10 protein-coding genes are annotated in these 14,722 nt (G+C 58.6%); 4 read left to right on the top strand and 6 right to left on the bottom strand.

The window, feature by feature from the left end; all coding sequences use genetic code 11:
* Positions 1 to 10: 10 nt before the first annotated feature.
* From AB7951_RS14230 to AB7951_RS14215, 4 genes are all read left to right on the top strand, one after another.
* The gene (locus AB7951_RS14230) at positions 11 to 6,139 is read left to right on the top strand and encodes a peroxidase family protein (RefSeq protein WP_441255851.1); all 6,129 of its coding nucleotides are present in this window, start codon (positions 11 to 13) and stop codon (positions 6,137 to 6,139) included.
* A gap of 81 nt (positions 6,140 to 6,220) precedes the next feature.
* On the top strand, positions 6,221 to 7,972 hold the full coding sequence (locus AB7951_RS14225) for a type I secretion system permease/ATPase (protein ID WP_439088636.1): 1,752 nt from the start codon (positions 6,221 to 6,223) through the stop codon (positions 7,970 to 7,972).
* Positions 7,969 to 10,311, top strand: a complete 2,343-nt coding sequence (locus AB7951_RS14220; protein ID WP_441255850.1) for a cadherin-like domain-containing protein — start codon at positions 7,969 to 7,971, stop codon at positions 10,309 to 10,311. Before AB7951_RS14225 ends, AB7951_RS14220 begins: the two co-directional genes overlap by 4 nt.
* Before the next feature lie 20 nt (positions 10,312 to 10,331).
* Complete coding sequence (locus tag AB7951_RS14215; RefSeq protein ID WP_441255849.1) at positions 10,332 to 11,675, top strand: HlyD family type I secretion periplasmic adaptor subunit; 1,344 nt, start codon at positions 10,332 to 10,334, stop codon at positions 11,673 to 11,675.
* Between the two features lie 52 nt (positions 11,676 to 11,727).
* On the opposite strand, the gene AB7951_RS14210 is transcribed toward AB7951_RS14215, so the two are convergent.
* From AB7951_RS14210 to AB7951_RS14185, 6 genes are all read right to left on the bottom strand, one after another.
* A complete protein-coding gene (locus tag AB7951_RS14210) occupies positions 11,728 to 12,060 on the bottom strand; it encodes a hypothetical protein (RefSeq protein ID WP_441255848.1) in 333 nt (110 codons plus the stop codon).
* A gap of 390 nt (positions 12,061 to 12,450) precedes the next feature.
* A complete protein-coding gene (locus AB7951_RS14205; RefSeq protein ID WP_439088753.1) occupies positions 12,451 to 12,657 on the bottom strand; it encodes a hypothetical protein in 207 nt (68 codons plus the stop codon).
* A 22-nt stretch (positions 12,658 to 12,679) separates the two neighbouring features.
* Positions 12,680 to 13,075, bottom strand: coding sequence for a response regulator (locus AB7951_RS14200; protein WP_441255847.1), 396 nt, complete (start codon positions 13,073 to 13,075; stop codon positions 12,680 to 12,682).
* 128 nt (positions 13,076 to 13,203) lie between these two features.
* Positions 13,204 to 13,926, bottom strand: a complete 723-nt coding sequence (locus AB7951_RS14195; RefSeq protein ID WP_441255846.1) for an SOS response-associated peptidase family protein — start codon at positions 13,924 to 13,926, stop codon at positions 13,204 to 13,206.
* 36 nt (positions 13,927 to 13,962) lie between these two features.
* Positions 13,963 to 14,139 carry a hypothetical protein gene (locus AB7951_RS14190; RefSeq protein ID WP_439088750.1) on the bottom strand — a complete coding sequence of 59 codons (177 nt, stop codon included), beginning with the start codon at positions 14,137 to 14,139 and terminating at the stop codon, positions 13,963 to 13,965.
* A 60-nt stretch (positions 14,140 to 14,199) separates the two neighbouring features.
* On the bottom strand, positions 14,200 to 14,376 hold the full coding sequence (locus AB7951_RS14185) for a hypothetical protein (RefSeq protein ID WP_439088749.1): 177 nt from the start codon (positions 14,374 to 14,376) through the stop codon (positions 14,200 to 14,202).
* Between the last annotated feature and the right edge of the window lie 346 nt (positions 14,377 to 14,722).

Raw genomic sequence — 14,722 nt, 5'->3', positions numbered from 1 at the left:
CCTTGATCTCGTGAACAAGGGCGGCAGCGGCACAGTGTTTGTTCCGCTGCAGCCGGACGACCCGCTTTATGTGGCGGGCAGCCCGACCAATTTCATGGTGCTGACACGCGCTACGGTAGGCCCCGGTGCCGACGGCATCATGGGAACGGCCGACGACACCCGCCCGGTCAACACCACAACGCCCTTCGTTGACCAGAATCAGACCTATACCTCGCACGCTTCGCATCAGGTTTTCCTGCGGCAGTACGCGATGGGTGTGGATGGCAAGCCGCACGCCACTGGTAAACTCATCGAAGGCGGAGGCGCTCAGCCGGGCGGCATGGCCACTTGGGCCGAGGTCAAGGAACAGGCCAAGATGCTTGGCATCCTTCTGACCGACCAGGATGTTGGCGCTGTGCCACTGCTCCGCACCGACGCCTACGGCAACTTCATCCCAAATGCCGCCGGGTTTGCCCAGATAATCACCGGCGTTGGCGCCGATGGCGTTCCCAATACTGCCGATGACGTCGTCATCTCCGGCACCTTTGCCGCCCCGGTCGGCCTCGCCAGCGCAATCCGCATCAATGCGGCATTCCTGGCAGATATTGCCCATGACGCGGTGCCAAATGGCATTGCGGACGGCGACATTGAAATCGGCCTGCTGAACCCCGGCAACAACCCGGCGGTCTATGACAACGAATTGCTTGATGCGCACTTCATCGCCGGTGACGGCCGTGTCAACGAGAATATCGGCCTGACTGCCGTGCATCACATTTTCCACTCCGAGCACAACCGTCTGGTCGAGCACACCAAGGAAATCGTGCTCGCCAGCAAGGACATGGCCTTTATCAACGAGTGGCTGGACATCGATCTGACGCAAGCGCAGGTCAATGCCATCCCGACGAACCCGGCCGCCCTTGCAGCCTATGCCGCTACCTTGACCTGGGACGGCGAGCGCTTGTTCCAGGCAGCCAAGTTCGGCACTGAAATGCAATATCAGCATACGGTGTTCGAGGACTTTGCGCGCAAAATCCAACCCAATATCGACTTCTTCGTAGTTCCGGACGGGTATCACGCGGACATTAACCCGGCCATCGTGGCTGAGTTCGCCCATGTGGTTTACCGCTTCGGCCACTCCATGCTGACCGAGCAGATCGACCGGCTGGATGCTTCGTTCACCAATGATCAGATCAGCCTGATTGAAGGCTTTCTCAACCCGATCGAGTTCGATACGGGCCACACCGTCGCCGACAGCATCGCCGCTGGTGATATCATCCGCGGAATGACGCGCCAGGTTGGCAATGAAATCGACGAGTTCGTCACCAGTGCCCTGCGCAACAATCTGCTGGGGCTGCCGCTCGATCTGGCCACCATCAATCTCGCGCGCGGCCGGGATGCAGGCGTTCCTTCGCTAAATGCTGCTCGCCGCGAGTTCTTCGAGGCAAGTTCGCACGCGCCAGAACTCAAGCCCTACGATAGCTGGGTGGAGTTTGCCGGCAATCTCAAGAATGAAGCCTCGGTCATCAACTTCATGGCCGCCTATGGCCTGCACAGCTCGATTACTGGCGAGGCAACGATTGAAGGTAAGCGCGCTGCGGCGATGGCCATCATCTTTGGCACGCCACAGTCTATCCTCGATAACCCGGCGACTGCGGCGAATGAAGCCCGCACGATCAGCGTCCCGGCTGACGCGGAGGATTTCTTGAACGGCACCGGCGCGTGGGCCAGCTTGCCCAGCGGCGTCACGACCACCGGACTCGACAACATCGACCTGTGGATTGGTGGTCTTGCCGAAAAGATCCTGCCGTTTGGCGGCATGCTCGGCTCGACTTTCAACTTTGTGTTCGAAGTCCAGCTCGAGCAACTACAGGACGGCGACCGGTTCTATTATCTGCAGCGCCTGGATGGCATGCATTTCCTGTCGGAAATGGAAAACAACACCTTCGCCAAAATCATCAGCCTCAACGCGGACGCGGGCCATTTGCCCTCCGACGTCTTCTCGACGCCCGGCCTTATTCTGGAAATCGACCGGACCAAGCAATGGAATCCCGGCCTCGGTGAAACTGCCGGCCAAGACGGCATCCTACTGGACGATCCGAACACAGCGATCGACGAATCCGCCGACAACCTGGGTAACGATCCGACCGGCGGTAGCATTCTTACCCCGCTGGTTATTCGTAATAACCCCGGTACGGTTGGCCCGGATTCGAACTACCTGAAATATACCGGCATTGAACACGTTTTGCTCGGTGGCACCAATGGCAACGACATCCTAATCGGCAGCGAAGGCGACGATACGCTCTATGCTGACGGCGGCAATGATCGGCTCGAAGGCGGCGCCGGAAACGACTCCTACTTCGGCGGCGACGGCGACGACATCATCACCGATCTGTTCGGCGACGACATTATCCGGTCCGGCGCAGGACACGATGCGATCAATGCTGGCGCCGGCGTCGATTTGATCGTCGGCGACGCGGGGCAGGACTTCATCGTCCTGGGTGCCGATATGCTTGACGAGGCTTTTGGCGGGGTCGGCAACGACTTCGTGCTAGGCAGCAAGACCACCGAGCAGACGCTTGGTGGCGAAGGCGACGACTGGATCGAAGTCGGCGCCTGGACCGGTGCGGTCGGCGATAACTTCGACGACCAGTTCCAGGCCGACGCGGTCAAGGGTCACGACGTGTTCCATGGCGATGGCGGCTTCGACGAGTTCATCGGCGAAGGCGGCGACGATATCTGGTTCGGCAGCCTTGGCCGCGGCAAGTTCGACGGCATGTCCGGCTACGACTGGACGATCTACGGCGACATGAACTTCGCCGTGGATGTCGATCTCGCCCGGCAGATACTTCCCGGCGTCCCGGTCCTTCCAGCTAATGTGGCACTGGATACATTCACCCAGGTGGAAGGTGCTTCGGGCTCGACCAAGGATGACGTGATCCGCGGTACCGACGTCACCGCCGCGGATGTGCCGACCGAAGGCTTCCGCGGCAGTGCCCTGGATGCCGAGGGCATAGCCCTTATCCAGGGTCTGCAGCAGCTGCTAGTTGGCGCCGGGGCAGCCTCGTTCGATGCCCAGGGCAGCTTTGTCGGGGGCAACATCCTCCTCGGCGGTGCCGGCAGCGACCTCATCGAAGGCCGTGGCGGCGACGACATCCTCGATGGCGACCAGTGGCTGAGGGTCCGCATCGCGGTCATGTCCAGCTTCGACGCCAATGGTCCGACCGGCAACACAGTCCTGAGCTACCATGACTCGATGACGACGCTGGTCTCTTCGGTTCTGTCCGGCACAGTCAATCCCGGCCAGCTCAAGATCGTCCGCGACATCGTCTCGGCCACTGGAGTTGGCGATACCGACACCGCCGTCTTCTCCGATATCCGGGCAAACTACACGATCACGGGTAATGCGGATGGCAGTATCCGGGTGGAGCATCTGATTCCAGATGGGGCAGGTGGGTTCACACCCGGCGGTCTGGATGGCATCGATGTCCTCCGCAACATGGAGCGCCTGCGCTTCTCCGACGTGGAAATAGACGTGCCGCGTCCGCCCACTGACATCCAGTGGAACGGTGTCACGCCGGGCAACACAACGCTCCCCGGGAACGGCACGATTGCAACCCTGAGCGCAGTCGATCCCAATGGTGCAGGTACCTTCACCTACGCCTTGCTGGCCGGGAGCAGCGCAGGCTTTACGGTGAGCAACGGCGGCACGGTGGCGCGCACCGGCGGCACCATGGGCACGAACGCCACTTACACGCTCAATGTCCGTGTGACGGACGACACCGGGTTGACCCGTGTCGAGACCTTCACGATCAGAACCGGATCGAACGCCAACGATACGATCGCCATAACGCTTACGAACGATCACATCATCTATGGCGGCGTTGCTGGCAACGACACCCTGAGCGGCAATATCGGCAACGATACGATATTCGGCCAAACCGGCAACGACACCCTGAACGGCAACGGTGGCAATGACACGCTGCTCGGCCAGGACGGCACCGACACGCTGAACGGCGGCATCGGCGACGACACCCTGACCGGTGGCGACGGCAACGATATCGTCAACGGCGGTGCCGGCAACGATACCATCCGCTACACATTCGGCGATGACACCGATACCGTGGACGGCGGCGCTGATATCGACGCGCTGGAAATCACCGGGACTGGCGGTGGTGAGACGCTCGACGTGTCCTTCAACGGCACGGCGCTTACCCTGTTCGAGGGCGGCACCATTGCCGGCGTTGAATCGGTTACGGCCGACCTGGCCGGTGGCACCGATACCCTGATCTATACGTCGGCGGGTTCCGTCACGGTGGATCTCAACAACGGCGCGGCATCGGGCTTCTCGTTCGTGTCGGGCATCGAAAACGTCACCGGCGGCGCCGGTAACGATACGATCACCGGCGACGGCAATGCCAATACCCTGCTGGGTCTTGGCGGTACCGACACCATCGAGGGCGGTGGGGGCAACGATGCCATCAATGGCGGAGCGGCCAACGATGCGATCCGTGGCGGTTCAGGCGCCGACACGATCACTCAGCTCAGCGCCGACGGCCGCGATATCATCGATGGTGGCACGACCGCGATAACCGCCGGCCGGGATACATCCTCGGACACCTACGTGCTCACTGGTGTTGCCGCTGCCGAAGCCTTCCGTATCTATACAAGAGCGGCATGGGGTGCTGTGGCGGGAAATAACCTTTCCTCGCTCGCCGCTGGCACTGAAATTGTGATCACACGTAACGGCACCAACAATGCCTCGGTCATTGCCGAACTCGACAACATCGAGGAAATCCAGATCAACACCACCAACGTCACCGCCAATGACGGCGGCGGCCTGAACGGCGGTGCTTCGAGCGGCGACACGATCACGGTGATCGGCGACTTCAACCTGCCGAACACCAGCCTCAACTTCAGCACCATCACCATCGACGGCAATGTCGGCGACGACACCGTGGATATCACCGCCCTGAGTTCGGCGCATCGCATCGTGTTCCGCTCCAATGGGGGCCACGACACCATCATTGGAACTCTGCGTCCGCAGGATGTGATCGAACTGCCTGCAGGTACGACGGCCGCCGACTACGATGAGACGGTCACGAACGGCGTAACGACCCTAACTAACGGTGCCCACAGCATCAGCTACGTCGCAGCCGGCGCTGGCCCTCAGGTGGGTTCCGGCGATCACGACGATGATTGTGGTGGCGATGACGAAGACAACGAGGAAGCCGGGAATGCTGTCCCGTCAACCGGCGCAGTCCGAACCGGAACCCAGCAGATGGACGTGCTAGTCGGAACGGCAAGCGACGACAACATCATTGCATTCGATGGTGATGACGTCGTGATCGGCAATGCTGGAGCCGATGCGATTTCGGCGGGCGACGGTGCCGACTTCGTCAACAGCGGCGACGGCCGGGATGTGATCTTCGCCGGCAACGGCGACGATCAGGTGTTCGGGGGTAACCAGGCCGACATTATCTACGGCGAATCCGGAGCAGACCGTATCCTGGGTGAAGCAGGCAACGATCTGATCAATGGCGGCGCCGGAGCAGACACGGTGTTCGGCGGTGCCGGCGACGACCTGATCGTGGCGGAGGTGGCTGACGGCGACGATGTCTATTTCGGTGACGATAGTGAAGGCGGGACGGGGATAGATACCCTCAATATGTCGGCGATCACCGCCAACATCACCGTCAATATGGGCTCCGGCCCGGCCGCCTCTGCCAATGGAAGCGTATCAAGCTCGCAGACCGGTAATGACACGATCTGGGGCATTGAGAACGTTACAACCGGATCCGGGAACGATGTCATCATTGCGAGTAATGCCGTCAACGTGATGAACGGCGGTCTAGGTAATGACACGTTCACATTCACATCCGCGTCGGCCACTAACGGCGACACCATCCTCGGATTCCAGCCGGGCGACCGGATCGACCTCACCGGCATCGATGCCAATATGACTGCAACTGGCGATCAGGCGTTCGAGCTGATCAATGGTGCGGCATTCAGTGCCGCGGGCCAACTGGCTGTTAGCTTCGTGTCACGAGACGACGGTGACTTCACAATCGTGCAGGGCAACATCGATGGAAACACGGATGCCGATTTCAAGATCGAAATCGCTGGGCATCAGCAGCTGACGGCGGCCAACGTCGGGCTCTAGTCTGCAAGATTGGGAGCGGTGGATCGTTGATCCACTGCTCCCAACTCGTCCTCTTGAGTTTGAAATCCGGGCGGCATCACAATGGTAAAATCAAAAGAACTCACTCCCGCAAAACGCAGGAGCCTTGCAGAACTCACGCGCGGCTTGCGCGGAATCGTTATTTTCTTGTTCATCGTATCGGGGCTGATCAACGTTCTGGCTCTGACTGGCTCGCTATATATGATGCAGATCTATGACCGAGCCTTGACCAGCGGAAGCATACCGACGCTGGTCGTGCTCTCAGGTCTGGCTGTGGGGCTGTATCTGTTTCAGGGCTGTTTCGACGTCATCCGGTCCCAAGTGCTTGTTCGTGTCGGTGCCCGGATGGACAAGAAGATTGCGCCACTCGCGCACCGGGTCGCGATCGATATGCCGCGTTTTGGCTTTTCGACATCGGAGGCTCTTGAGCGGGGTCGCGATGTCGATACGGTTCGTGGTTTCCTGGGCAGTCAGGGACCGGCAGCACTGTTCGATCTACCCTGGATGCCGATCTATCTCGCATTCATCTATTTCCTTCATCCGCTGCTTGGTGCGTTGACGATCGCGGGCGCGCTCTTTCTGACGGTTATGACGGTTATCAGCGAAGTGCTGACAAAACGACTCAGCGTGTCAACACGCAAGGCGGCGCTCGCGCGAAACACGATTGCCGACTGCAATGCGCGCAATGCCGACGTTCTCAAGGCCATGGGCTTTGCCGGGCGAGCTGTGGGTCGTTTCAACGAGGCAAACGGCGAGCATCTGGAATTGCAGACCAAAGCCAACGATATCACAGGTACATTTGCAGCTGTCTCTCGGGTCTTCCGCATGATCCTGCAATCGGCGCTGCTTGGCCTTGGCGCATATTTAACAATCAAGAATGAATTGTCCGCCGGTGCGATCATTGCATGTTCGGTAGCCTCTTCGCGCGCGCTCGCGCCAGTCGATCTCGCGATCGGAAACTGGAAGTCGTTTATCGCAGCACGCATGGCTTATGCGCGGCTACGCGATACGGTGATCGCTCTTGCTGCCGCGGACCAGCCAATGCAATTACCAGCCCCGAGCATGCGTCTAACGGTGGACAAGGCGACCATTGCTGCCCCGGGATCAGGCCAAATTATTTTGAGCGATATCAACTTCGAGATCGAGGCGGGACAGGCGCTTGGAATCATAGGCCCCAGTGCGGGCGGTAAGACCACCATGGTGCGTGCACTGACCGGCATATGGCCGGTGCTGCGTGGAAGTGTGAGGCTCGACGGGGCCGATCTTAGCCAATGGCGCGAGGACGAGATTGGCCAGCACATCGGCTACCTGCCACAAGAAGTTAGCTTGATGGATGCAACAATCGAAGAGAACATCTGTCGGTTCGAGCCGCAGCCCGACTTTCGTAAGGTTGTCGACGCCGCGAAAGCGGCTGGCGTTCATGAGATGATCGTGAAGATGCCGTCGGGATATCGGACCCAACTGGGTCCGCAAGGCGCGGCTTTGTCCGCCGGTCAACGACAGCGCGTCGCGTTGGCACGCGCCCTCTATGGCAACCCCTTCATCGTCGTCATGGACGAGCCGAATTCAAACCTTGACGGCGAAGGCGAAGAAGCACTCACGCGAGCGATCGAGGGTATTCGCGAGCGCGGGGGGATCACGATCGTCATCGCGCATCGGCCAAGCGCGCTTGTGGCGGTGGACCTCGTCGCCATCGTACAGAACGGCCGGATGGTCGCTTTCGGCAATAAGCACGACATTATGACGCCGGGTCTGCAGGGAGCTGCCAAGCCGGTTACAGAAGATCAGCAAACAATGGTCAGGAGGCCAGCATGATTACAGCCAGGGCCACCAAGCAGGAATCCGGACCGGCGAAGCAGAGCCGCGATGATTTTGTCGAGAGCGACAACCACAAGGGAAGTCTTGTTCCGATTGTCTTTCTTTTATTTTTGGCCAGTTGCGTAGCCTATCTGCGCAGCTTTCTGCCGATTCGCGTCGAAGCGCGCGCGGACGAAAAGCACGAACAGCCTAATAAAGAGAGCAGCGAAGACGGACGCGACAACGAACAACGCGTCGAAGGCGAAGCAGAATCAGAAGAGGACGTAACTGGCGGCACGGAACGGACGCGAGGATCGTCGAGATCCGATGCTCCGGTCCTGCCTAAACCGGAAGAGGGCGTACAGAACAGCTCCGTTACGCATGGGAATGGGCTGGAACGGCCACCTGTTGTGCACCTAAGTTCCGGATCATTGATCGATCCGGAGCGCCCGAAGGATGACCGGCCAGCGGGGCAGGGTGACACCGGGCGAACCGGCGGAGGCGGCGGAGGCGGCGGCGGCGGCGGCGGAGATGGAGACAGCAGAGGATCGGGCGCTCAGCCGCAAGGACCGCGTCCACCCCTGATCGACATTCCAAATCCCGGAGGCGTGAATCCAGAGACGGCGCGGAACAGGGCGCCGCGCATCAACGGTCCGATATATCTCCAAGACATATATGGTTGTCAGGCGTTCTTGATTTCAATGCTCGCTCTTCTGGCAGGCGCTAGCGATGCTGACGGCGACAGTCTTCGTGTTGTCGGCTTGTCTGCGAACTCTGGGAGCGTGAGCCAAAGCGCCGACGGCGATTGGTCTTTTGTTCATGATCAGGGAATGCTCGGACCGGTCAAGTTGACTTATTTCATCACTGACGGGTTCGTCGTTGTACCTCAAGTAGCCTATTTTAATGTCGTGGCAGCGCCACCGATTCTCGGAACCAGCGGGGACGACAATCTTCTTGGTACGCAATGCGCTGATACCATCAACGCTGGCGACGGCAATGACAATATAGATGCGCGCGAAGGCAATGATGTCATTATCGGTGGAGGGGGTGACGACCACATCGTCGCTGGGGCCGGCAATGACGTCGTCTATGCCGGTGCGGGAAATGATGTTGTGTTTGCAGGTTCTGGCGATGACATCGTCTTTGGCGGGGCAGGAAACGACCGGATCTACGGCGAAGACGGCGACGACAACTTGATGGGTGAACATGGCAATGATGTGCTGTTCGGTGGCGCAGGTAATGACATCATTCTTGCCGGTGCGGGGGAAGATCTTGCTAGTGGCGATCGAGGCAACGACACACTCGACGGTGGAGATGGTGACGATAGTCTCGACGGCGGCGATGGCGCGGACATTGTGATTGCCGGTGCCGGCAATGATTTCCTCACTGGCGGTGACGGTAACGATACACTTTTCGATGGTGTCGGCCGCGACACCGTTGATGGCGGCACGGGCGATGACTATCTAATTGCGGCTGCAGACGGCGAAGCGGACAGCTACGATGGCGGCGCGGGCATCGACACTTTGGATTATTCGACTGCGACATCCGGAGTTTTAGTCGACGTCGCAAATAATGCAGCGAGCGGCGCGGACATCGGAAACGACCAGATAGCGCGATTTGAAGCGGTGATTGGCGGAAGTGGCGGTGACACAATCACCGCTGGAGCGTGGTCGCTATCAATGGATGGGGCGGCGGGCAACGACAGATTGATCGGAGGAATTGGTGACGATGTCGTCGCGGATGGTGCGGACGAGGACGTCGTACAGACCGGGGAGGGCAATGATCAGGTTTCGGCAACCGCTGATGCTGCGAGTGATCAATACGATGGAGGCGACGGCTCAGATACACTGTCTTATGCCACCGCGACTCTCAGCGTCACCATCGACCTTGCGAATGGACGCGCGGACGGTCAGGACATTGGTCACGACCTGATCAATTCGTTTGAAAAGATCATTGGTGGAGGGGGGGACGATCGCCTGATTGCCGGTTCGGGATCCGTTTCCATGACCGGCGGCTCGGGCAGGGATCGTTTTGAGTTTCAACGCAGCGATGACGACCAGGAGCCGCTCCTGATCCGCAAGATCACCGACTTCACGGTGGGCGATCGCATTTTTGCGGCGACATACGAAATCGCCTATTTGCAAGAAACGGACGCCGGGCAGCAGATCGCGGATATGTTCGACGACATCTATTTGCAAGGCAATCAGGATAACCGACCGGTTCGCTTTCGGTTCGAACATCTGGATGAAGGTGAATTTACCGTGGTGGATGTGCATGACCGACCGGATTCAGACGACTTTTTCTCCATCGAAGTCGCCGGCCATCACCAGCTCCAGTTCACCGTTGCCATAAGCTAAAGCAGGCAGGACCTCGGATAATGAAACATTTTGACGCTAGACAGTTTGAGGCAGAAGTTGTCGCGCCGAAGCCCGTTCGCGGCAGTTCCTTCCGTATATGGCCGCGTGTCGTGGGAGGTCTTACACTCGTTCTACTATTGGTGGCCGGCTGCGGGGGATGGGCCGCGTTGGCAATGCTGGAGGGGGCCGTTGTCGCGGCGGGTGTGGCGAAAGTCGACCAGAACCTAAAAGAAGTTCAGCATAGGGATGGAGGTATCGTAAAGACTCTCGCCGTCCGGCACGGTGATTTCGTCAAGCAGGGGCAGATTCTCGCGACGCTTGATGATGTGCAGATTAGGGCCGAACTCCTGATCGTACGGTCGCAGCTTGGCGAGTCCCTGGGGCGTCAGGCGCGATTGATCGCTGAGCGTGATAACTTGCCGTCCATTGAATTCCCTGCCGAACTTCCAGCAATCTCGACCTCAGTTGATACTGTGATTCTGGGAGAACGGCGCTTGTTTGCAGGCAACAAGCTTGGTCGAGATAGCCAGAAGGAACAGCTTGAGCTGAGCATTGCTCAAACCGGCGAAGAAATTAACGGAATGGAAGCGCGTCTGGCAGCTAAGGAGGAAGAGATCAAGCTCGTGGGCGTCGAGCGGGACAAGCTGAATGATCTTTTTGCCAAGCAGATCGTCGAATACACCCGCGTCTATTCGGTTCACCGGGATTGGGCGCGGATTCGCGGCGAACGCGGCGAAATCATCTCTAGCATCGCCCGTGCGAAGGTCCGGACTAGCGAAATTCGCGTACAGATTATTGCCGTCGATCAAAACGCCAGCACCGAGGCGCAGCGTGATCTCAGACTAATTGATGCCCGAATTTCTGAGTTGAACGAACGCAAGCTCGCCATCGAGGACCGGCTATCACGTACCGAGATTCGTTCGCCGATCACCGGATACGTAAATGAGCTCTTCGTGTTCACCATTGGAGGGGTCATCACGCCGGCCGCGCGCATTGCCACCATCGTGCCTGAAGGTGTCGAGCTGAAGTTCGAGGTGAAGATCTCTCCTACCGATATTGATCAGGTCAGAGAAGGGCAGAGCGCCCGGGTGCGGTTGACTTCGTTTAACCGTACAACCACGCCTGAGCTTACAGCGCGCGTCGCTATGGTATCGCCGGCATCGGTGAAGGACGCGTCAAATGGGCAAGAGCACTACATGGCCTATCTTCAGCTCACGACTGACGCCATGTCGAAGATTAAGGATATGAGGCTCGTTCCCGGAATGCCTGCCGAGGTGTTCATCTCGACAAAAGAGAGAACAGCAGCGTCGTATTTGGTGAAGCCGTTTACCGACCAAATGAACCGGGCATTCCGCGAAAGGTAACTAGAAATTGGCGATTTTCGAGCGTGAAAAGTAACTTCCGGTTCCGCCGCATTCATTGATAGGATGTGGCTTTTATCGGTGATGAGAACGCCAGTTCATCGTGCGGCAGCAACGATGTGGGCGCAACTTGATGGCGGCCGGACCAGACTACTTTGAATCGTCGTTTGCATTCCTCGATGTCGCTGCAAATCCCACGGTGTGCGGTCGGCTGCGGCTGGCCGGGCAGGTTGACGCCCCAGAACCAGTTCGGTTTGCCGACGGGCGTGCCGGGCTGCTGAAGGATGCGGCCGACGGTGATGCCTCGCCACATCACCACATAGTCGTTAGGGCCTGCGACATCTCCATTAAGACGGGTGGGCATGCGGAGTTCGTCGTCATAGTTCATAGGACAAGTGCTGCCGCGGCTCGCAAAGCAGTCGCTCCGTTGTCGACGAGCGCTTTCAGCCTGGCGACCTCTTCAGCATCCCACGGTTTTGCGAGCAGACGCTTGGTCACGGCAATTTCTCCGGAGGTCGCAGCTCGCCCTTTAACCAACCCGCAGCTTGGAGCGCGGGATCTGGCTCAACAGCGGTTTGGATGAAGCTGCACTTTGGGCACTCGTAAGAATGCACGACGAGGCCATTTTCGGGGAGCGAGCACCTAATCCAATGAGAGGCGGCTCCGCAATTCTGACAGGGTGGGGTTCGAGTCCTCGGCATGGCCAGCCCATGACGGTTAGCTTCTCTGCGTTACATAATATTCCCGAAATGCTTGCTATCAAGAGAAAGTAGCTCGCTCAGGGAAAGGCAACTCCCTCAATCCTGTTTTCGAAAAGTGAACGCGGAACAACCTTTGAGCGCAAGGCTGCCGCGAACATCTTGCAGACGCAAACTGGTTCGCCTTTGACGGTCGTGCATCTGCAGGTATCGCCGTAGGCGAATTTTATCAACCTGTCGAGGTCTGGGTCTGTGATGGCTGCTCCAATCTGGTCGTCATAGGTCATGAAAATCTCTCAGGCTGGTCCATTAAGTAGGAGTCTGGCCGCCAACGTTGAGAAGCTGTGCCACCGCTGTTATCAATTGTGCGGGCGCAAAGGGCTTGGTCAACAATACGCTGTTCGGCACCCCTTGGGAGGCCCATTCCGCTGCGCTATCGCCGGTCATGTACACGACCGCCAATTCAGGATCGATCGATCTTGCGTGCCTGGCCACGTCCCAGCCCGTCAGGGTGCCGTGACCACCCAGTTTTATATCCGTGACGAGCGCGCGGTATTTTGGGTCGGAGGCGTCGAGTAGCTTTACCGCTTCTTCGCCAGACTCGGCGAGAACGACTTTGAATCCGCCATCGTCCAATGTGTCTTCGACTACGTTGCGGATCAATTCTTCGTCTTCAACGAGCAAGATTACGAGTAGGTCTTCCACCGCTGCGTCCCCCCCCCGCAATTGTCGCCATTGACAGTCGCGCGACAATAGTTGGAACATTAGAAAGTTCCATCGACTTTCCGGGGGGGGGGGCGTCGGCTTAGGACCGCCGTGGCTCTACGTCGTCTTCATGGGTTTGGTGCTTCATCTTTCTTGACGCCGCGGGCGACGATCTTGAGCGTCCCATCGGGCAGCGGGCTTTGCAATGCTTTCGCTTCCGCCCATGGCGCGTTCATCCAGACGTCGACCTCTTCGGGTGTGGTCAGGATCACTGGCATAGCCTTGGGATGGACTTCATAGACCTCTGCATTGGCGTCTGTCGTGAGGAAGCCGAACAGATCGTTGATCGTTTCGCCTTCCTTGATCTTTCGCACTGAGGTCCACTTGGTCCAGAGGCCGGCGAAGCAGGCGAGGGGGCGGCTTTCGTCTAGAGCGAACCAGATGTCGAGGCCAGTGGCCTTGTCGAATTCGCTAAAGGACGTGAGCGGCACGATACAGCGATGTTCAAGCCCCAGCCATCGCGTCCAATGCTTGCTGTTTAGTCGTCGAATGTTGGTCGTGCCCTTGTCGGGCTCTTTGCGCAGCAGCTCCTTGAAATCGACCGGTTTGCCCTTGGCCTCCAACTTGCCGGCGCGGGTCTTCGCCTTTTTGAACAGCGCAGCACTCGACGATGGCATGCCCCAGCGCAGCATCGCCAGTTCTCTGCCATCGGCGCTGTTGCGCACGATCGGAGCCATCTGGTCGGGGAAGATGCCCGGCAGCGGCGGGAGGTTTCCCGTTATGTCGCGATCGACTTTGAACAGGTTGCGGATAGCCGCCTGGTTTTTCGTCATCGAATATAGATTGCACATGGGATTATAGTGCCGGGACGTCCTCGCTCGGTCTAGTCAACCGGTCCCCGGCGCATCGGTGTCGTTCAGTTCTGCCAAGTCGAGTTGCTTTTCGAGCTCTAATACTAAGGCCTCTAATCGTTCTACCGTAAGCGGGTCAAGCGGCTCAACGATCAGCCGACGCGCTTGCGCCAGCCGCCGATAGAGTTCCTCTTTGCCGCGATCGTCCGGCACGCCACATCTCCGTCCCGACGTCGCATTTACGGCCGAAGAGATGTTTTGTTCGATGCAGGACTAGGATTTGTGCTTAAGCACCGCGACCTTGCGAGCAAGGTGCCAGAGTTCGACGTCGTGAGCATCGACGAGCTTCTCTGCAACCTTCAAGGCTTGTTCGTCGGAATCGGCCTGGATGACTTCAAAGCTTTCGAAATGTCCGTCTTTTCCTACGATATAGGCGCGATAATCAGGCATCGTTCTGCGCCTTAAAAGACGGGAGCAACGAGACTCTCCGCACGAATAGTTGTCCCTAGTCGAGCGGTGATAGGTCAACGTACCACGTTTTCGGAGTGGCAGGTGGCATATATCTGCGCTCAGTCGGTAGGCGTACGGGGCTTTGGCGCTGGAGCAGGTGCTTTCCCCGTTAAGAGCAGATTGCCACAAAGGGCGGAACTAATCAGTCGTTTCATCCCGCAATATTCGCATTGGACGCAAGACGCCGCAGCTGATCCTATGCGGCTCCGCATCGTCGCGGCATAGGAGCGGCCGTGCCTAGACCTGTTTGCATCAAGTGCGGAAGCACCTTGAATTTTGACCTGCC

The organism is Tardiphaga sp. 285_C5_N1_2, assembly GCF_052076065.1.
In the GTDB taxonomy this organism is placed as follows: Bacteria; Pseudomonadota; Alphaproteobacteria; order Rhizobiales; family Xanthobacteraceae; genus Tardiphaga; species Tardiphaga robiniae.
This window is presented reverse-complemented; position numbering and strand designations above follow the sequence as displayed.